Genomic DNA, 19,136 nt, shown 5'->3' on the forward strand with positions numbered 1-19,136 from the left:
CCGTCCCCCTTTCCACGCTACCATTCTCCGCCCTTCACCCGAACCGCCGAGCAAGAGGATCAAGGGGCCATGGCGATCCTGGTCGACGAGGCGAGGCTCGACGAGCGGCTGGCGCGGCTCGAGGCGGCGCGGCCCTGGAGCCCGCGCGTGGTGTCCCGTCTGGAGGCGCTGATCCGCGGTGGCGACGATGCGGCCCTGTTCCGCGTCAACCCGCTCGCCTTCGCGGCCGAGCGCGGCATGGCCGAGGACGAGGCGGTCGACCTCTTCCTCCACGCCACGGCACTGGGGCTGTTCCAGATGGACTGGCTTCTGATCTGCCCGATGTGTGCCTGCGCGGTCGAGAGCTTCGCACAGCTCCGCGCCGTCACCCGCCGCTTCCGCTGCCCGTTGTGCCACAACGAGTACGAGGCGGTGATGGACGACTACATCGCCATCTACTTCACGCTCTCGCCGGCGATCGGCACGATCCGCCATCATCGCCCCGAGATGCTCGACGCATTCGATTACCTCTTCGTCTACAAGACCGTCCGCGAGGGCCGGGCTGCCGACGACCTGTCCCTCGTCGAGGCGACCCGGCCTTCCCTGCGCGGCCTGAGCTTCCTCGAGCCCGGCCGCACCACGACGTTCGTGTTCGAGGCGGCTGCTGGCGCCATTTCCGGTCTCAGCACCGACACCGACGCGGGCTTCCTCCTGCCCGTCACGGGCGACCGATCCGGCGAGCCGCAGCACCTGCGGCTGAGCTGGCTCGGCACGGCCTACCGGCCCGACCGGGTCGAGATCCGGCCGGGCCGGGTCGAGCTCGAGGTCGAGAACCTCACGCTGCAGCGTGGCGTGCTCGCCATTCTCCAGGTCGACCCGGATCACGAGGACACGCTGCTCGACTTCGCCCCCTACCTCACCGGCAAGCACCTTCTCACGAGCCAGACCTTCAGGAGCCTGTTCCGCTCCGAGGTGGTCGGCGGAGCACAAGGGCTCGCGATCCGCGACATCGCGCTCCTGTTCACCGACATCAAGGGCTCGACTGCACTCTACCAGCGGGTCGGCGACCTCAACGCCTTCCAGCTCGTCCAGCAGCATTTCGACCAGCTCCGCACCGCCACCGTGCGCCACGGCGGGGCGGTGGTGAAGACCATCGGCGATGCGGTCATGGCCGCCTACCCCGATGCAGCCCGTGCCGTTCGTGCGGCGCTCGACATGCGAGCGGCCATCGGGCGCTTCAACCAGGATCAGCCCGAGCGCTCCGTGTCGCTCAAGATCGGCATCCACCATGGTGCCGCGATCGCGGTGACGCTCAACGACCAGCTCGATTATTTCGGCCAGACCGTGAACATCGCCTCGCGGGTCCAGGAGATGGCCGATGCGGCGGAGATCTGGATCACCGAGGAGGTCTGGCGGTATCCCGACGTGCAGACGCTGCTCGCCTCCTACCCGACCGAGCCGCGCACCGCCCGCTTCCACAACATCGATCGGCCCATGACCGTGCTCAGGATCGGCCCGCCGGACCCTGCCGCCGCGGCGGCCTAGCCGAGCGGATGCTGCACAACTGTCTCGCCGATTGACAGAAGTGCAGCCCTCGGCCGATCCTTCGGCGGGATCGGCGGACGGAATGCCGCCGGCCACGATGACGCGACGATCCCAGGGAGGTCAGGTGTGCAGGCGGCGTTCATCCGCGGTATTCGCGACGTGGCGGTGGGCGAGATCCAAGAGCCCGTGCCCGGGCCGGACGAGCTCCTGATCGCGGTCGAGGCGGTCGGCATCTGCGGCAGCGACCTCCACTATTATCTCGAGGGTGCGATCGGCCAGCAGGTGGTCGAGGGCGGCTTCGTGCCCGGCCACGAGTTCGCCGGCCGTGTGGTGGACGACCGCGCCGCACGGTTCGGCATCGCCCCCGGCACGCTGGTCGCGGTCGATCCGGCCACGGCTTGCGGCCGCTGCGAGTGGTGCCACCGCGGCCACGTCAATCTCTGCCCGAACGTCGTGTTCAAGGGGGCGCCGCCGCACATGGGTGCCATGACCCGGCTGATCACCGCCCGCCCGGAAGCGCTCTTCCCGGTGCCGGAGGGGTTCGATGCCACCGACGCGGCCATGCTGGAGCCCCTGGGGGTCGCCGTCCATGCGGTCGATCTGGCGCGGCCGCGCCTGCTCGAGAGCTGTGCGGTGATCGGCTGCGGCGCCATCGGCCTGCTGACGCTGCAGGTCGCGAAGGTGGCGGGTGTGGGCGAGACGATCGCGGTCGAGCCCCATCAGGGCCGCCGGGCCCTGGCGCTCGAACTCGGCGCCGACCGGGCCGTGGCCACGGTCGCGGAGCTCCTGGAGCTGACGCACGGGCGCGGCGTTGATCTCGTGCTCGAGGCGACCGACGTGCACGAAGGCTTCCAGCTCGCGGCCGAGGCCGCGCGCATCGGCGGCCGGGTGGTGCTGATCGGCATCCCCGAGGGTGACAGCTATGCACTTCAGGCCTCGCTCGCCCGAAGGAAGGGGCTCGGCATCAAGCTCTCGCGCCGCATGGGCCACGTCTATCCCCGCGCCATCGAGCTGGTCCGCCGCGGCCGGGTCGACGTGCGCCGGCTCGCCACCCACCACTTCCCGCTCGCGGCGGCACCCGAGGCCTTCGCCCTTCAGGCCGAGCGCTCAGGCGGGATCGTCAAGGCCATCCTGCATCCGAACGGCTCGCCCGGCGCTTGAGCGTCTGGCGAGCCGTCGACTGCCGAGCCACCCAAGAACGAACAGGGAGGATCAGAGAATGCCCGCCTTCGTCGAACGTTTCTCGCTCGCTGGCAAGCGTGCGCTGGTCACCGGTGCTTCCAAGGGGATCGGCTTCGAGATCTGCCGCGTGCTCGCCGATGCCGGGGCCGACATCGCCGCCGTCGCCCGCGATGCGGAGGGCCTGGCCGAGGTCGAGGCCGCGGTCGAGGCGTTGGGGCGCCGTTGTGTCGTGATCGAGGCCGACCTCGCCACGATCGAGGCGCCCCGCGAGGCGGCAAGCCGAGCCCTCGCCGCCTTCGGCACGATCGACATCCTGGTCAACAATGCCGGGATCGCGCTCCTGGACGAGCTCCTGGTCGCCGAGGTCGAGGACTGGGACCGGACCATGGCGGTCAACCTGCGCGCCCCCTTCCTCCTCGCCCAAGCCCTCGCCCCCGCCATGATCGAGCAGCGCAGCGGCAAGATCATCAACATCAGCTCACAGACCGGGATCGTCGCCCTCGAGCGCCACGGCGCCTACGCCGCCTCCAAGAACGGTCTCAACGCGCTGACCAAGGTGATGACGGTCGAGTGGTCGCGCTACAACATCCAGTGCAACGCGGTCTGCCCGACCATCGTCATGACGCCCATGGGCGAGAAGGTCTGGAGCGATCCCGAAAAGCACGGGCCGATGCTGGCCAAGACCCCGCTCGGCCGCTTCGGCAAGCCGGTCGAGGTCGCGGACGTCGTCCTGTTCCTGGCCTCCAAGGCCTCCGATCTCGTGACGGGCGAGGCCATCCTCTGCGATGGCGGCTTCACCGCGGGCTGAGCGCGTCGCCCGAAGGGCGTTCCCGTGCCGCTCCCGCGTGGGCGGGATCGGCTCCGGCCCCAGGATGCCGCGCGCGCGACGGCGTGATCGGCTACCGAGCCCGGCCCTTCCCGCGTCCCTGCGGGAGAGGGCGACACGGTCGAAACACGTCGAGCCCTCGGCGACACGCGCCCGAAACGCTGCTCCGCTAGAGCAGGGCCTCTCCTAGCAGCTCATCGAGCATGGGAGGCCCAGGGCACCATGACTGCCAGCACCGCCCCTGCCGCGACCCTCGACGGGATCGGGCTCCTGGCCCCGCTGGAGCCCGCCGAGCGCAAGATGCTCGCCGCCCGCTGCGCCTGGCGCCGCTATCGCGCCGGCGAGCGCATCCTGAGCCGGGATTCGAGCTGCCGTCACGTCCTGTTCATCGTCGAAGGCGCGGTCCGTGTCGTCAACTACGCCGCCTCGGGCCGCGAGGTCGCCTATGCCAGGATCGGCGCCGGCCACCACGTGGGCGAGCTCTCGGCCATCGACGGCGAGCCACGCTCGGCCTCGGTCGAGGCCGAGACCGACTGCCTCGTCGCCTCGCTGCCTGCGAGCGCGTTCCACGAGCTCCTCCTGGCCCACGGGGCGATCACGCTCGCGCTCCTGCGGGACCTCGCGCGCATGGTCCGCCGCGCCGACGAGCGGATCACCGAGCTCACCGTGCTCGGCGCCATGCAGCGTGTCTATCGCGAGCTGCAGCGCCTGGCCCGCCCTTCTCCCGAGGGGCTCAAGGTGACGCCGCTGCCCACACAGGAGAGCCTCGCCGCCCATGTCGGCACCACACGCGAGACCGTGGCCCGCGCCTTCGGCCAGCTCATCCGCTCGGGCATCGTCGGCCGCAGCGGGCGCGACCTCGTGATCCGCAACGCCGCGATGCTGGACACCCTCATCGGGGCGGAAGCGTAGGGCATCGGCTCCGGCGGGCGACAGGTCTGTCAGCCGTGGGCGGTGACGACCGCCGTGAGCTCGCTGGTGATTCGTCGCAACGCAGCCTGCAGCGCCTCGCGGCCGTGGTCGACGGCGCACGTCCGCTCCATCTGCCGTGCAAGCGCGGTAAGCTCGACGGCGCCGATGGCGGCGCTGACACCGGCGAGCACGTGCGCCGAGCGCCTGATCGCCTCGGGCTCCGCATCGGTGAGGCCGAGCAGCTTCGTGCCGTGGCGCTCGATGTCGGCAACGGCGGTGAGCAGGATCCCGTTGACCACCTCGGTGCCGAGGTCGTCGTAGAGCACGTCGACGACCGCACGGTCGAGCACCTCGTCGGCCGGAACCGAGATGGCTCCGTGAGGCGGGTCCTGGCTGACCATGAGAGATGGGCTCCCTCGTGAAGGTTGGGGTGGGCGATACGGCGCCGATGCCATCGGGCATGATCATCGGATCGTGAGCATGTTACGAGCAACAGTCATGCCATTCGACCCAAGGATGACAAAATGGCTTATCGCAGCAACCTAAAAGAGCTATTAGGGTTCGAGACACGCCTCAAGCAGAACGCTGGCCGATGGACACCCTTGCCGCCCCCCGTTCGTCGTTCGTCCTGATCGTCGAGGACACGCCTTCCATGGCCCAGCTCTGCGCCGCCTATCTGCGGCGTGACGGGCACGAGGTCGAGATCGCGACGACCGGGCAGGAAGCCCTGGCCACGATCAGGACCAGAACGCCGGGGGTCATCGTCCTCGATCTCCATTTGCCCGATCTCAGCGGGCAGGCGATCCTCGAGGAGGTCCGACGTCAGGCGCTGCCGACCAGCGTCGTGGTCATCACGACCGACGGCTCGATCCGGGTCGCGGTCGAGGCGATGCGCGCCGGCGCCTACGACTTCCTGGTCAAGCCGTTCAACGCCGACCGGCTCACGACCACGGTACGCAACGCTCTCGAGCGCTGGCACCTCAAGACCGAGGTCGACGTCCTCAAGGACAGTCTCGGCCGTGACCGGTTCTGCGGCTTCATCGGCGCGTCGCTCGCGATGCAGAGTGTCTATCGGACCATCGAGGCCGTGGCACCGTCGAACGCGCCCGTGTTCATCACCGGCGAGAGCGGCACCGGCAAGGAGCTGGCAGCCGAGGCGATCCACCAGCTCAGCCCGCGCCGCAGCGGACCGTTCGTGCCGCTCAACTGCGGCGCCATTCCGCACGACCTCGTCGAGAGCGAGATCTTCGGCCACGTGAAGGGTGCCTTCACGGGTGCGGTAGCCGACCGCGCCGGTGCGGCGAAGCAGGCGCATGGCGGCACGCTGTTCCTGGACGAGATTTGCGAGATGCAAATCGACCTGCAAACCAAGCTGTTGCGGTTCCTGCAGACCGGCACGTTCCAGCCCGTGGGCAGCGGCAAGCTGCAGCAGGTCGACATCCGGGTGATCTGCGCCACCAACCGCGACCCTTGGGCAGAAGTCGTCGCCGGCCGTTTTCGCGAGGATCTCTACTATCGTCTCTACGTGGTCCCGATCCAGATGCCGCCTCTGCGTGAGCGCGAGGACGACGTCATCCTGATCACGAGGGCGCTCCTCGCCCGCTATGCCGGCGAGGAGCGCAAGGCCTTCAAGCGCCTCGCCGAGGACGCCGAAGCGGTGCTGCGCGGTTACGACTGGCCGGGCAACGTGCGGCAGCTTCAGAACGTGATCCGCAACGCCGTCGTCATGAACGACGGCGAGGCGTTGACCGCCTCGATGCTGCGGATCGCAGGCCTGAGCGCCCGGACCACGCCGCTGCCGGCCGCGGCGTCCCCCGCCCTCCCCGCAGCGCCGGGCCAAGCGGCGGTCGCGCCTCCCGCGCGGGAAACCGCGGCCATCGAACGTCCTGGCCTGCGCACCGATCCCGGCGGCTGGCAGGCCGAGCAGGACGTGGTGCCGCTCTGGCAGGTCGAGAAGGCGGCGATCGAGCGGGCGATCGAGCTCTGCGCCGGCAACATTCCCCGCGCAGCGGCGTTCCTCGGCGTCAGCCCCTCCACCCTCTACCGCAAGCGCCAGTCCTGGGAGGCCGAGGGCAAGCGCTGAGCGGTGCAGCGCTCCCGCCGCTCCGCCGGGCGAGGTACGACAGCGCGCCGTCAGCCGCCGCCGATCCCCTCGATGATCCTGCCGCTGCCGTTGCAATTCGAGCAGGTCTTCCCGTCCACCTTGCCCGTACCGGAGCAGACCGGACAGAGGGCTTCGCCCGTGCCGGGCGTGCCGGGAGGCGCCTCGTCGCCAGGGTTGGTGCCGCCCGGTGCATTCTGCTGGGCCATGACAAGTCTCCTCCTGGCTCGGGCACGCCAGCGCCCGGGCCGCCACGACACCCTTATGGGCGTACCTCCTACCAACGGCGATCGGGCGTCGAGGTTCACACCGCGGAACATCGCCGCGGAGGCGGTGTTTTCCCGTCGAACGATTCTGCCGGGTGGCAGATAGGCCAGTCGAAGGCGACAGGATGAGGGTGAGCGACGTGATGACCCGTGGCGTCGAGTTCGTTCCGGCCGACGCCACGATCCAGGAAGCCGCCACCGCGATGGCCGAGCACGATATCGGCGCCATCCTCGTGGGCTCGGCGGAGCGCCTCGAAGGTATTCTCACCAACCGCGACATCATTCTCAGGGTCGTGGTCGAGGGCCGGCATCCGGCCAAGACCCGGGTCGGAGGGGTCATGTCCTCGACCCTCTTCACCTGCACCAGCGACGACGGGCCCGAGGAGGCCCTGGCTCTCATGGAGGAGCGCCAGGTGCGTCGCCTGCCGGTGCTCGAGGACGAGCGCGTGGTCGGGATCGTGACGCGCCGCGACCTCCTGCGCGAGGAGATCGGACACGCCGGAGCAGCCGCCGCGCGGTCGGCCGCCGTTCCGCCCGAGCCGCGCTGACCGCGCCGTCCGAGCCGCTCCCCTGCTCCATGACGCTCCAGCAGGGACTGGCGTTCGCCATCGTCGGCGCGATGATGGCGCTCTTCGTCTGGGGCCGGCTGCGCTACGACCTCGTGGCGATGCTGGCCCTGCTCGCTGCGGTCGCGGTCGGCATCGTTCCGCCCGAGAAGGCCTTCGCCGGCTTCGGCGACGACATCGTCGTCATCGTGGCGACGGCGCTCCTGGTGAGCGCTGCCGTCGCGCGCTCGGGCATCACCGAGCGGCTGATCGCACCGCTCGCTCCCCGTCTCACCACAGCGGGACGGCAGGTCCTGGTGTTGGTCGCGGCCGTGACCCTGCTCTCCGCCTTCGTCAAGAACGTGGGCGCTCTCGCCATCCTCATGCCGATCGCGTTCCAGCTCGCGCGCCGCACCGGCACATCGCCGAGCTCGCTCCTGATGCCGCTCTCCTTCGGCTCGCTCCTGGGCGGCCTCATGACGCTCATCGGCACCTCGCCCAACGTGATCGTGTCGCGCATGCGCAGCGAGCTCTTGGGCGAGCCCTTCCGCATGTTCGACTTCATGCCGGTCGGGGTCGGCATCGCCGCTGCGGGCGTGCTCTTCCTCGCCTTCGGCTACCGCCTGCTGCCGACGGGCCGCAAGGGCACGGCCTCGATCGACGCCGCCTTCAACATCGAAGGCTACACCACCGAAGCGATCGTGCCGCCGGATTCGCCCACGGTCGGCAAGTCGGTCACCGAGCTCGAGACGCTGGGCGAGGGCGAGGTCGCGGTCACGACCGTGATCCGCGAGCGCTTCCGGCGCTACGCCCCGTCCTCGGACTGGCAGCTCCTCGCGAACGACGTCCTCCTCCTGCAGGGCGAGCCCGCGGCGCTCGAGCGGCTCGTGGCGCGCGCCAAGCTGCAGCTCGCCACCAAGGCGGCGGCACCGGAGGCGGCGGCCAGCGACGAGATCGGCGTGATGGAGGCGGTCGTGACCGCCGATTCGCTTCTGGTCGACCGTTCGCCGACCCAGCTGGCACTCCGCCGCCGCTATCAGGTGAACCTCCTGGCGGTGAGCCGGCGCGGCGAGCGGGTCATCCAGCGCCTGCGCTCGGTCAAGTTCCGCCCCGGCGACGTGCTGGCGCTCCAGGGCGATCTCAACACGATGCCCGACACGCTGGGCGAGCTCCGGCTCCTGCCGCTGGCCCAGCGCGGCGTCTCGCTCGGCCGCGGCCGCAGCACCTGGCTGCCGGTGGCGATCCTGGCCACCGCCATGCTGCTCGTGGCCCTGCAGATCGTGCCGGTCGCGGTCGCGTTCTTCGGGGCGGCGACCGCGATCCTGCTGTTTCGCGTCATCAGCCTGCGCGAGGCCTACGAGGTCGTGGAGTGGCCGATCCTGATCCTCCTGGGCGCCCTCATTCCGGTGAGCGAGGCCCTGCACACGACGGGCGGCACCGAGCTGATCGCGGGCTGGCTCTCCACGGCGACCCACAGCCTGCCGCCGCTCGCGGCGCTGGCCCTGATCGTGATGGTGGCCATGGCCGTGACCCCGTTCCTCAACAACGCCGCCACCGTCCTGATGATGGCACCGATCGCAGCGAGCCTCGCGAAGCAGCTCGGCCTCGACCCGGACCCGTTCCTGATGGCGGTGGCGGTGGGGGCGGCCTGCGACTTTCTCACGCCGATCGGCCATCAGTGCAACACACTGGTGATGGGGCCCGGCGGCTACCGCTTCGACGACTACTGGAAGCTCGGCCTGCCGCTCTCGATCATCGTCATCGTCGTGGGCGTGCCGCTGATCGCGCTCGTCTGGCCGCTGCGGCCGGGCTGAGCCGAGGGCGGCCAGGCGGCGGAAGCCGACCGGCGCGGCGTCAGCGCACCGGCACGGCGAGGAGCGGCCGGCCGGCCTGGCGCAGCACCTGCTCGGTCGTACTGCCGCGGAGCGCGTCCAGGAGGCCGTCGCGGCCGCGGGTCGGCATCACGATGAGATCGGCATCGATCTCGGCCGCGGTCTGCAGGATGCGTGGCACCACCGAGCCGTCGGCCAGAATCCGCCTCAGCCGCGACTCGTGCCGCGCATCGACCGCGGCAGTCGGCATCTCCTCGGGCGTGCCGACGTGGAGCGCGTGCAGGAGCGTGTCGCCGCAGTCCAAGGCATCCGCGATCCTGAACGCCAGCGACGCGGCGTAGCCCGAGCTGGTGGAAAGATCGATCGGAAGCAGGATGTTCCTCAAGGAGGCCTTGCCCGTCGCGGCGTCGACGAAGCCGGGATGGCCCACCGGCAGGAACAGGGTCGGGATCTTGGCGCGCCGGGCCAGCGACTCGGCGATCGAGCCCTGGAGGAACCGGGCCAGCCCCTCGCGCGCATGGGTGGCGAGCACCAGAAGATCGCAGCGATTCTCGGTGGTGAAGCGCAAGATGGCGTCGGTCGGGTCCTCGTCGGGGACGTCCGCCTTGGTCACCCGCAAGCCCAGCTTCTCGCTCACCGCCGTGGGCGCCGCATCGGGCGCGAGCAGACCCCAGCGCGTCAGCGTGCTGCGCACGCCGGGGAAAGCGGCCCAGTCCGCATCCTCACCGATCTCGAGCTTCTCGGCATGAACCAGGTAGAAATGGCCGTGCGTCGCCAGCGCCAGGCGGAGCGCATGAGCGAATGCCGCCTCGCCGCCCGCAGTGAAGTCGGTCGGATGAACGATGTGGCTGAAGTCCTGAACGTCGGTCGGGTCGGGCGAGGTCATGAGACGCGCTGTCCGAGTGCAAGAGTGGTCGGGTGCAAACTAGCCCGAGGGGGGCCGACCGCCAATCATCGGTCGGTATCCGGCACCTCAGATCGAAGCCATGTAGCCGCCGTCCACGTAGAGAATCTGGCCGGTGACGTAGCGGGCGGCATCCGAGCACAAGAACACGGCAGTGCCGACGAGATCGCGCAGGTCGCCGAACCGGCCGGCCGGGATCTTCCCCAGCATGGTCCGCGTCCAGCCCTCGTCGCGGTAGAAGGTCTCGGTGAGCTCGGTGCGGAAATAGCCGGGGCCGATGGCGTTCACCCGGATGCCGAGCGGTGCCCATTCGGCGGCGAGCGCCCTGGTCATGCCCAGAAGCCCCGCCTTCGACGAGCCGTAAGGTACCGCGGTCGGCACGCCCACGGCACTCGTGAGCGAGCAGATGTTGACGATCGTCCCGCCCCGGTCCGCCTTCATGTACCAGGCCGCGGCCTGGGCGGCGAAGAAGGCGCCTTTCAGGTTCGTGTCGACGATCCGGTCCCACAGCGCCTCGTCCACCTCGAGCGAGGGGCAGACCTGCTCGGTGCCGGCATTGTTGACGAGGATGTCGAGCCCGCTCAGGGTCTCGGCCGCCTTGGCCACGCCGTCGCGCACGCTCTCGACCTCGCGCACGTCCATCGCGAGCGGCAGCGCCCGGCGGCCTTCCGCCTCGATGGCAGCGGCGCAGGACGCCAGCCGTGCCGGCTCGCGCGCCGCGATCGCCACGTCGGCGCCGAAGCGGGCGAGGCCGATGGCCAGCGCCTCGCCGATCCCGCGGCTGGCACCGGTCACCAGCGCCTTGCGGCCATGAAGCGTGAAGGCCGGCTCGCACGGCTCCAGCATGACGAGATCTCCCTGGTCCGGTTCGCTGCCCCGGAGCATTGCTTCCATGCGCCTTTCTGTCCACGTGGCACCCTTGCCCAACCCTGCTCGCTCGGGCACTGTCCGCCCCGGCTTTCGGCACGGGACGGAATCGCGAGGCATTGGGGTTGACGCGGGGAATCGGCACCGAGCCCATGGTGCGGCTCGAGCGCGTGAGCCGGCGTTTCGGCACGACGCTCGCCGTCGAGGACGTCTCGCTCTCGCTCGAGCAGGGCGCCTTCCTCACCATCCTCGGGCCATCGGGCTGCGGCAAGACCACGCTGCTCCGCATGATCGCGGGCTTTATCACGCCGTCCTCGGGCGAGATCGTGATCCACGGCCGGCCAGTGGCAGCGCTTCCGCCCTGGCGGCGCAGGATCGGCATGGTGTTCCAGAAGCTCGCCCTGTTCCCGCACCTGACGGCGTTCGAGAACGTCGCTTATCCTTTGCGGATGCGGGGCTTTCCCGCGACCGGGATCCCGGAGCGGGTCGAGCGCTATCTCGCGCTCGTGCGCCTTGCCGGCTACGGCGCGCGCCGGCCGCACGAGCTCTCGGGCGGCCAGCAGCAAAGGGTCGCGATCGCCCGTGCTCTCGTGTTCGAGCCCGATCTTCTCCTCCTCGACGAGCCCCTGGCCGCCCTCGACAGGAAGCTGCGCGAGGACATGCAGCTCGAGTTCCGGCGCATCCAGCAGGAGCTGGGTGTGACCACGATCAACGTCACCCACGACCAGCGCGAGGCGCTGGTCATGTCCGACCGCATCCTGGTCATGGACAAGGGCCGGGTGCAGCAGGCGGCCCCGCCGCTCGAAGCTTACGCCCGCCCGGCCAACCGCTTCGTCGCGGGCTTTCTCGGCCTCACCAACTTCCTGCCCGGCGAGGTGCTGGCGGTGACGGACGGCAGGGCGCGCCTCAAGGTTGGCAGCATCGAGCTCGAGGGCGCTTGTGCCGATCCGATGCTGGCTCCCGGCCGAAAGGTCGAAGCCGCGGTGCGGGCCGAGCGGGTGCGGCTCCTCGACGGCGCCACGGCTTGCGACGTACGCCTCGAAGCCGAGGTGAGCGAGGTCGTGTTCGAGGGCGACCGCTTCGTCTACGAGGTCCGCGCCGCGGCCCTGGACGGCCTGCCGTTGCGCCTGTTCGACCTCGACCCCTTGGGCCATCCGCGTCATCGTGTCGGCGATTCCGTCATGGTCGGCTGGAGGATGAGCGATCTCATGGTGTTCCCGGCCTGACGGAAGGCAAGGGAGGAAAGAATGACCACGAACATGTCCGCCACGCTGTCCCGGCGCCGGCTCTTGGGCACGGCCACCTGCGCCGGTCTCGCCGCGCTACCGCTGGCCTCGCGCTTCACGCTGGCCGCCGAGCCGACGAAGCCCAAGGAGCTCATCGTCCGTGCCTGGGGCGGGGTCTGGGTCGAGGCGCTGGAAAAGGGTGTCTCCAAACCGTTCCGCGAGCGGACCGGCATCGCCGTCCGCCACGATCTCACCGAGGACAACGAGCTCAGGCCCAAGATCTGGGCCGCGGTCGATCAGCGCCGCACACCACCGGTCCACGTCAACTGGGACACCACGACCAACGCCACCAAGTCGGCACTGCGCGGCGTCGCCGAGGACCTGAGCGATCTCGCGAACCTCAAGGAGATGCTCCCGGCCGCGCGGCCCACGGGCTTTCGGGGCGTGCCGCTCATCAACATGTATTCCTATGTCTACGTCCTCGCCTACCGCGACGAGGCGTTCCCGAACGGCGCGCCCGATAGCTGGCAGGTCCTGCTCGACCCGCGCTTCAAGGGCCGCATCGCGCTTTACGACGACGGCATCGGCTTCCAGCCGCCGGCCCAGATCGCGGGCGGCGGCAAGCTCGAGGACATCCCGGACAACATGGAGCCGTGCTGGTCGTTCATGCGCAAGGTGAAGGCGCAGAACCCGCTGCTCGGCGAGGACCCCGACTTCACCACCTGGTTCCAGAACGGCGAGATCGACCTCGCCTGTACCATCCTCTCGAACGCGCGGGCGGCGCGGCAGAACGGCATCAAGGTCTCCTGGACCGTGCCGAAGGAAGGGGCGAAGGTCGACACGGACAGCATGTGGGTTCCGAAGGGTCTGCCCGAGAACGAGCTCTACTGGGCAAAGCGCTATATCGACTTCGCCATGACCAGGGAGGCGCAGCAGGTCTGGACCGGCGAGCTCGGCCTGCCGGGCCTGCGTCCCGGCCTGACGCCGCCGGCCGACCTCGTGGGCGATCCCGCCTATCCGACCAGGCCCGAGGACTTCGCGCGGCTCCTGAGCGTTCCGAGCCCCGTTCTGGTTCAGCACGAGGCCGAGTGGTCGCAGAAGTTCAACGAGATCATGCAGGGCTGAGACGATGCGGGGGAGGCGGGCCTCCCCCGCGAGCTCCCTCGAGGACGATGACGCACCGACCTTTCAGCCTGCGCGTGCTCGATGCGATCGAGGCCGTGCGCGTCCGCTTGTGGCCCGAGGCGTTCCGGCCGCTCACGCCCTTGGCCTTTCTCCTGCCGGCGCTCATTCTTACCGGCCTTCTGGCGGCGGGCCTGGTGCCGCTGCTCGATGCCAGCTTCCGGCCGCTGGACCCTGCCACCTTCCGCCTCGCCGAGAGCTACGCGGCCAAGAACTACATCACCCTCCTGACCCGTCCGGTCTATGGCTGGATAGCGCTTCGCACCTTCGCCGGGGCCGTGATCGTCACCGTCGTCACCCTGATTCTCGCCTTTCCTTATGCCTGGACGATGGTCCGCACCCGGAGCGCGAGGCTGCGCCGCTGCCTGCTGAGCGCCCTGTTCCTGCCGTTCTTCATCGGCCAGGTGGTCCGCGCCTATGGCTGGCTGATCGTGCTCGGCAAGCAGGGCCTTTTGAATGCCGTGCTGGCATCCCTGGGCCTGCCGCCCCTCTCGATCCTCTACACCTATGGCGGCGTGCTGCTCGGGCTCGTCCAGTACATGCTGCCCTTCGCCGTCCTGATGCTGGCACCGGCGCTGACCGCCATCCCGAAGGAGATCGAGCTCGCCTCGGCGAGTCTCGGCGCCACCCCCGCCGCCACCTTCCGCCACGTGGTCCTGCCCCTGGCCCGGCCCGGCCTCGTCGCAGCCGCGGTCGTCGTCTTCACGCTCACGCTCACCGACTTCGCCATGCCCGAGATCATGGGCGGCGGCAGCAACAAGTTCGTGGCGAGCGCCGTCTACGACGCCTTCTTCCAGCTCGCCGATCCCGGCCTCGGCGGTGCCTTGGCCATCGCGCTCACCCTCGTGGGCTCGCTCGTCGTCGGCACCGCACTCGCGGCCTTCGGGCTCGGTACGCTGGGCTACGTCCAGGAACGGAAGGAAGCATCATGAAACGCGGACTCCTGCCGCTCCTGCTCGGCCTCGTCACGATCCTCGATGTCGTGTTCCTGGCGCTGCCGACGCTCGTGGTCCTCGCGGCGTCGTTCACGGCCGGCAACATCGTCACCTTCCCGCCGCAGGGCTGGAGCCTGCGCTGGTACGCCGACCTCGTGCAGAAGCCCGAATTCCTGGAAGCGCTCGGGCGCTCGCTCGAGGTCGGGGTGGTCTGCACCGCGCTCGCGATCCCGGCCGGCACGCTCGCGGCTTTGGCGCTCGCACGCTTTCGCCTGCGCGGCGCCGCCTTCCTTCAGATCTATCTTCTCCTGCCGTTCACCATCCCGCTCGTGGTCTCGGGTGTCGGCCTCATGCTCGTCTTCGGCCGGCTCGGCTGGCTCGGCAGCATCTGGCCGGTGGGTGTCGCCTGCTGCGTCGTCAACCTGCCCTTCATGATCTGGGCCGTGGCTGCCGCCGTGAACCATCTCGACCCCGATCTCGAGAACGCGGCCTGGAACTGCGGCGCGCCGCCGGCCCACGCCTTCTTCACCGTGACGCTCCCGGCCGTCATGCCCGGCATCGTCACCGGGGCGCTGGTCATGTTCATCCTCGCCGTCAACGAGTTCCTGGTGAGCCTGATGCTCGTGGACGCGCGCACCGTGACCCTGCCGGTCCTGGTCTACAACGCCATCCGCTCGATCATCACGCCCGATCTCGCCGCCGTCTCGGTCGTCTACGTCGTGCTGGCGCTCGCCGCCATCGCCGCCCTCGACCGTCTGGTCGGCCTCGAAATCTTCCTCAAGTCGAAGCAGAGCTGAACGATGCCCGCGATCAATCTCTTCGAGCTCGACGCCCTCCCGGCCGACCGCTACCGGGCCCTTCTCGCCCGCACCGAAGCCGATCTCGGCTCGTTCATGGAGCCCGTCCGGCGGATCGTGGAGGCCGTCCGCGCGGAAGGCGATGCGGCCATCGTCCGGCTCGCCCGCGAGATCGACGGGGTGACGCTCGACCCCGCCCGTCTGATGGCGAGCGAGGAGGAGTTCGCGGCGGCCGAACGGGCGCTCGAACCCGAGGTCAAGGAGGCGATATCCTACGCGGTCGACAATATCCGCCGCTTCCACGAGCGGCAGAAGCCGGAGCCGATGTGGCTCATGGAGATCCGCCCCGGTGCCTTCGCCGGCGAGCGCTGGTCGCCGATCCCCTCGGTCGCCTGCTACGTCCCGCGCGGCAAAGGCGCCTTCCCCTCGGTGATGATGATGACGACGGTGCCGGCCGTGGTCGCCGGCGTGCCCGAGGTCGTGGTTCTGACTCCGCCGACGCCCGAGGGCGGCATCGACGCCGCGAGCCTCTACGCCGCCCGTATGGCCGGCGTCACCAAGGTCTACCGTGTCGGCGGTGCCGTGGCCGTCGCCGCCGCAGCCTTCGGCACGGCGTCGATCCCCAGGCTCGCGAAGATCGTAGGCCCCGGCAGCCCTTGGGTCGTGGCCGCGAAGCGTCTTCTGGCCGATCGGATCGACACCGGCCTCCCGGCCGGTCCCAGCGAATCGATCGTCCTCGCCGATGCTACGGCGGATCCCGCCATCGCCGCGCTCGACCTTTTGATCGAGGCCGAGCACGGCCCCGACAGCTCGGCCTTCCTCGTCACCGACAGCCGCGAGGTCGCCGAGGTCGCCCGCAGGCACCTGCCCGAGCTGATGTCGGGGCTCGGCCCACAGCGCCGCCAGTTCGTCGAGGCGGTCTTGTGCGGGCCGCGTGGCGGCATCGTCCTCGCCCCCAACTGGGAAGCAGCACTCCGCTTCGTCAACGACTACGCGCCCGAACATCTCGAGGTGCTCTCGGCCGAGCCGCTCCAGCACCTGGGCGCCATCCACCATGCCGGCGAGATCCTGTTCGGTCAGAACACGCCGATCACCATCGCCAATTTCTGCCTCGGCCCCGACTGCGTGCTGCCCACGGGCGGCTGGGCGCGCACCTTCTCGGCTCTCGGCGTCCACGACTTCATGAAGCGCACGAGCCTCGGCCACGTCACTGCCAAGGGCTACCCCGAGCTCGCCCGCCACGCCCGGGTGCTCGCCGCCTACGAGGGCTTCGAGGCCCACGCCCAGGCACTCTCGGCGCTACGGACGAAGCTCGCAGGCTAGCGCAACGCCTCCGATCGGCCGGAGATCAGCCGCAGCGTATGGTGGGCGATCATCAGCTCCTCGTCGGTCGGGATCACGTAGGCCTTGAGCCGGCTGGCCGCGCTCGTGATCAAAGGCCCGTGCTCCTGGTTCGCCGCCTCGTCGAGCACGAAGCCCAGCCAGGCGAGCCGCTCCAGCACCCGGCCGCGGATCACGGGGCTGTGCTCGCCGATGCCGGCCGTGAACACCAGCCCGTCGATCCCGCCCATGGCCGCCGCCAGCGCGCCGGCCTCGCGGGCGATGCGGTAGACGAAGTAGTCGAGCGCCAGCTTCGCCCCCGCCGCGTCGCTCGCGAGAAGATCGCGCACGTCGTTGCTGATGCCGGAGAGGCCTTTCAGTCCGCCCTCGTGATAGAGGAAGTGCTCGATCCGTTTCGCGTCGAAGCCCTTCGCCTGCACGAGGTAGAGCACCACACCGGGGTCGAGCTGGCCGGTGCGCGTACCCATCGGCAGGCCGTCGACGGCGGTGAAGCCCATCGTGCTGTCGAGGCTGCGGCCGGCATGGATCGCGCACATCGAAGCGCCGCTGCCGAGATGGCACGCCACGACCCGCCCCCTCGCCAGCGCCGGGTCGATCTCCTCGAGCCTGTGCGCGATATACTCGTAGGAGAGCCCGTGAAAGCCGTAGCGGCGCACTCCCTCCCTGTACCAGGCCTCGGGAATCGCGAAGCGGTCGGCGACCTCGGGGTGGCCGCGGTGGAAGGCGGTATCGAAGCACGCGACCTGGGGCACTGCAGGGTTGCGCTTTCGGATGGCCCGGATCGGCGCCAGGTTGTTGGGCTGGTGCAAGGGGGCGAGCGGTACCAGGTGCTCGAGCCGGTCCAGGACCAGATCGTCGATCAGCACGGGCTCGCCGTAGTCCGGTCCGCCGTGGACGACGCGATGCCCGACCGCGACCGGCGTCCGGCCGCCGAGCCGCTCCAGGAGCCAGTCGCCGAGCCGGTGCATGGCGGCCGTGAGATCGGGCACGGCCGCCGCTTCGTACGACTCGTCGATCAGCGTGCGGCCGAATGCATCCCTGACGCTCAGACGCGGGTGGGTGCCGATGCCCTCGAGCTGCCCCTTGGAGCGCAGCTCGAGCCGGTGGCCGGACGGCAGGAGGCGGAAGAGCTGGAACTTGATGCTGGACGAGCCGGCATTGACGACGAGGAGCGTGTCGGTCACGTGCATCACTCCGCCGCCACGGCCGCGACCTGCTGCTGGCGGCGGCTGTGGGCGTAGAGCGCGGCCACGGCGCAGGACGCCAGGCGGGTGCGGACATTGTCGGCACGGCTGGTGAGGATGACGGGCACACGGGCGCCAAGCACGATGCCGGCCGCATCGGCATTGGCGAGGAAGGACAGGTTCTTAGCCAGCATGTTCCCGGCCTCGAGGTCCGGAACCACCAGGATCTGGGCATGGCCGGCGACGGGCGAGGCGATTCCCTTGATCCGGGCGGCCTCGGGGCTGATCGCGTTGTCGAGCGCCAAAGGCCCGTCGAGGAAGCCGCCCTTGATCTGGCCGCGGTCCGCCATCTTGCACAGAGCGGCGGCATCGATGGTGCCCGGGATCTTGGGGTTCACGGTCTCGACCGCGGACAGGATCGCGACCCTGGGCTCGCCCAGGCCCAGGCCCCGGTGGAGGTCGATCGCGTTCCGGACGATGTCGGCCTTGGTCTCGAGATCGGGAAAGATGTTGATTGCGGCATCCGTGATGAACAGGGGATCCGGGTATGTCGGCACGTCCATGATGAAGACGTGGCTGATCCGGCGCTCGGTGCGCAGGCCCGTCTCCTTGGCGACGATCTCGTGCATGAGCTCGTCGGTGTGCAGGCTGCCTTTCATCAGGAGCTCGGCCTTGCCCGCACGGACCAGCTCGACCGCCTTCGCCGCCGCGGCGTGGCTGTGCGGCGCGTCCACGAGCTCGAAGCTCGCGATGTCGAGCGCGTGCTCCCTCGCGACGGCCCTGATCTTGCCGGCGGGGCCGACCAGGATCGGCACGATGATCCCTTTCTCCGCCGCCTCGACCACGCCGTGCAGCGAGGGCTCGTCGCAAGGATGCGCCACGGCGCAAGGAATGGGCGGGATCTCGTTCGTGCGCTCGATCAGGCGGCGATAGCTGTCGTGGCGCTGAAGACGAATCTCCGGCAGCTCGCGCGCCGGGGCCACCAGCCGCTCCGTCGGGGCCAGCACGGTGGCGACGCCAGTGAGCACGGGCCTGCCGTCCTGGTTGATGCAGGCGCAGTCGAACCGGACCAGCTTGCGCTCGGGATCCTTCTCCTTGGCGGTGACGCTCACCGTGATCGTGTCGCCGGCCCGGACCGGCGCCGAGAAGCGCAGATCCTGGCCGACATGGATCGTGCCGGGACCGGGCAGCTTGTTGCCCAGCAGATTCGAGATCAGCCCGGCCGTGAGCATGCCGTGCGCGACGACACCTTGAAACCGCGCCTGTCGTGCGAACGCCTCGTCCAGGTGCATCGGGTTGGCGTCGCCGGACACGGCGGCGTAGAGCTCGATGTCCTCCTTGGTGATGACGCGCTCGAAGCTCGCGCTCTCGCCGATCTCGATCTCGTCGAAGGTGCGATTCGAGACCATCAGGGGCTCGCCCATGGCGGCAGTCCTCCTCGTGCAGGCCCCTGCGCGCATGCCCGGTCCGGAGCGGATGGAGCATTCGCGGAGCGGCAGCAGCACTAAAGCC

The 19,136-nt window shown here is 69.7% G+C and carries 18 protein-coding genes; 12 read left to right on the top strand and 6 right to left on the bottom strand.

Annotated features, from left to right (window positions below; translation table 11 throughout):
• Window positions 1-69: 69 nt before the first annotated feature.
• The 4 genes from U1T56_RS14655 to U1T56_RS14670 all read left to right on the top strand — a co-directional run bounded on the left by U1T56_RS14655 (window position 70) and on the right by U1T56_RS14670 (window position 4,444).
• Window positions 70-1,524 (top strand): adenylate/guanylate cyclase domain-containing protein, encoded by a 1,455-nt coding sequence (locus U1T56_RS14655; protein ID WP_418160226.1) that lies wholly within the window; start codon window positions 70-72, stop codon window positions 1,522-1,524.
• A 126-nt stretch (window positions 1,525-1,650) separates the two neighbouring features.
• Window positions 1,651-2,685: a zinc-dependent alcohol dehydrogenase gene (locus tag U1T56_RS14660; protein ID WP_418160227.1), complete on the top strand. Its 1,035-nt coding sequence runs from the start codon at window positions 1,651-1,653 to the stop codon at window positions 2,683-2,685.
• Between the two features lie 58 nt (window positions 2,686-2,743).
• Window positions 2,744-3,514 carry an SDR family NAD(P)-dependent oxidoreductase gene (locus tag U1T56_RS14665; protein ID WP_418160228.1) on the top strand — a complete coding sequence of 257 codons (771 nt, stop codon included), beginning with the start codon at window positions 2,744-2,746 and terminating at the stop codon, window positions 3,512-3,514.
• Between the two features lie 240 nt (window positions 3,515-3,754).
• On the top strand, window positions 3,755-4,444 hold the full coding sequence (locus tag U1T56_RS14670; protein ID WP_418160229.1) for a Crp/Fnr family transcriptional regulator: 690 nt from the start codon (window positions 3,755-3,757) through the stop codon (window positions 4,442-4,444).
• A gap of 29 nt (window positions 4,445-4,473) precedes the next feature.
• Here U1T56_RS14670 and U1T56_RS14675 read toward each other — a convergent pair whose 3' ends face one another.
• Entirely contained in the window at window positions 4,474-4,845 is a 372-nt protein-coding gene (locus tag U1T56_RS14675) for an Hpt domain-containing protein (RefSeq protein ID WP_418160230.1), read from the bottom strand.
• Between the two features lie 191 nt (window positions 4,846-5,036).
• On the opposite strand from U1T56_RS14675, the gene U1T56_RS14680 reads away from it, so the two are divergent.
• Window positions 5,037-6,527 (top strand): sigma-54-dependent transcriptional regulator, encoded by a 1,491-nt coding sequence (locus tag U1T56_RS14680; protein WP_418160231.1) that lies wholly within the window; start codon window positions 5,037-5,039, stop codon window positions 6,525-6,527.
• A 50-nt stretch (window positions 6,528-6,577) separates the two neighbouring features.
• On the opposite strand, the gene U1T56_RS14685 is transcribed toward U1T56_RS14680, so the two are convergent.
• The gene (locus U1T56_RS14685; protein ID WP_418160232.1) at window positions 6,578-6,754 is read right to left on the bottom strand and encodes a hypothetical protein; all 177 of its coding nucleotides are present in this window, start codon (window positions 6,752-6,754) and stop codon (window positions 6,578-6,580) included.
• Between the two features lie 182 nt (window positions 6,755-6,936).
• Between U1T56_RS14685 and U1T56_RS14690 the strand changes: the two genes are divergently transcribed.
• Entirely contained in the window at window positions 6,937-7,359 is a 423-nt protein-coding gene (locus U1T56_RS14690; RefSeq protein ID WP_418160233.1) for a CBS domain-containing protein, read from the top strand.
• A gap of 29 nt (window positions 7,360-7,388) precedes the next feature.
• Window positions 7,389-9,170 (top strand): SLC13 family permease, encoded by a 1,782-nt coding sequence (locus tag U1T56_RS14695; RefSeq protein ID WP_418160234.1) that lies wholly within the window; start codon window positions 7,389-7,391, stop codon window positions 9,168-9,170.
• 40 nt (window positions 9,171-9,210) lie between these two features.
• On the opposite strand, the gene U1T56_RS14700 is transcribed toward U1T56_RS14695, so the two are convergent.
• Both U1T56_RS14700 and U1T56_RS14705 read right to left on the bottom strand, forming a co-directional pair.
• Window positions 9,211-10,074: a universal stress protein gene (locus tag U1T56_RS14700; RefSeq protein WP_418160235.1), complete on the bottom strand. Its 864-nt coding sequence runs from the start codon at window positions 10,072-10,074 to the stop codon at window positions 9,211-9,213.
• An 87-nt stretch (window positions 10,075-10,161) separates the two neighbouring features.
• Window positions 10,162-10,938, bottom strand: coding sequence for an SDR family NAD(P)-dependent oxidoreductase (locus U1T56_RS14705; protein WP_418160236.1), 777 nt, complete (start codon window positions 10,936-10,938; stop codon window positions 10,162-10,164).
• A 173-nt stretch (window positions 10,939-11,111) separates the two neighbouring features.
• On the opposite strand from U1T56_RS14705, the gene U1T56_RS14710 reads away from it, so the two are divergent.
• Genes U1T56_RS14710 through hisD form a run of 5 tightly spaced genes read left to right on the top strand, consistent with a single transcriptional unit; the run spans window position 11,112 to window position 16,422 of the window.
• Entirely contained in the window at window positions 11,112-12,185 is a 1,074-nt protein-coding gene (locus tag U1T56_RS14710) for an ABC transporter ATP-binding protein (protein ID WP_418160292.1), read from the top strand.
• A 33-nt stretch (window positions 12,186-12,218) separates the two neighbouring features.
• Window positions 12,219-13,310: an ABC transporter substrate-binding protein gene (locus U1T56_RS14715; protein WP_418160293.1), complete on the top strand. Its 1,092-nt coding sequence runs from the start codon at window positions 12,219-12,221 to the stop codon at window positions 13,308-13,310.
• A 47-nt stretch (window positions 13,311-13,357) separates the two neighbouring features.
• Entirely contained in the window at window positions 13,358-14,299 is a 942-nt protein-coding gene (locus U1T56_RS14720; protein ID WP_418160237.1) for an ABC transporter permease, read from the top strand.
• Complete coding sequence (locus U1T56_RS14725; RefSeq protein ID WP_418160238.1) at window positions 14,296-15,099, top strand: ABC transporter permease; 804 nt, start codon at window positions 14,296-14,298, stop codon at window positions 15,097-15,099. Before U1T56_RS14720 ends, U1T56_RS14725 begins: the two co-directional genes overlap by 4 nt.
• A gap of 3 nt (window positions 15,100-15,102) precedes the next feature.
• On the top strand, window positions 15,103-16,422 hold the full coding sequence (gene hisD, locus U1T56_RS14730) for a histidinol dehydrogenase (RefSeq protein ID WP_418160239.1): 1,320 nt from the start codon (window positions 15,103-15,105) through the stop codon (window positions 16,420-16,422).
• Here the strand turns inward: hisD and U1T56_RS14735 are convergent.
• Window positions 16,419-17,624, bottom strand: a complete 1,206-nt coding sequence (locus tag U1T56_RS14735; RefSeq protein ID WP_418160240.1) for an acetate/propionate family kinase — start codon at window positions 17,622-17,624, stop codon at window positions 16,419-16,421. The two genes, hisD and U1T56_RS14735, sit on opposite strands and share 4 nt — an antisense overlap.
• 5 nt (window positions 17,625-17,629) lie before the next feature.
• Complete coding sequence (locus U1T56_RS14740; RefSeq protein WP_418160241.1) at window positions 17,630-19,048, bottom strand: bifunctional enoyl-CoA hydratase/phosphate acetyltransferase; 1,419 nt, start codon at window positions 19,046-19,048, stop codon at window positions 17,630-17,632.
• Window positions 19,049-19,136: the final 88 nt, after the last annotated feature.

The organism is Benzoatithermus flavus (genome assembly GCF_037908215.1).
GTDB lineage: Bacteria > Pseudomonadota > Alphaproteobacteria > Geminicoccales > Geminicoccaceae > Benzoatithermus > Benzoatithermus flavus.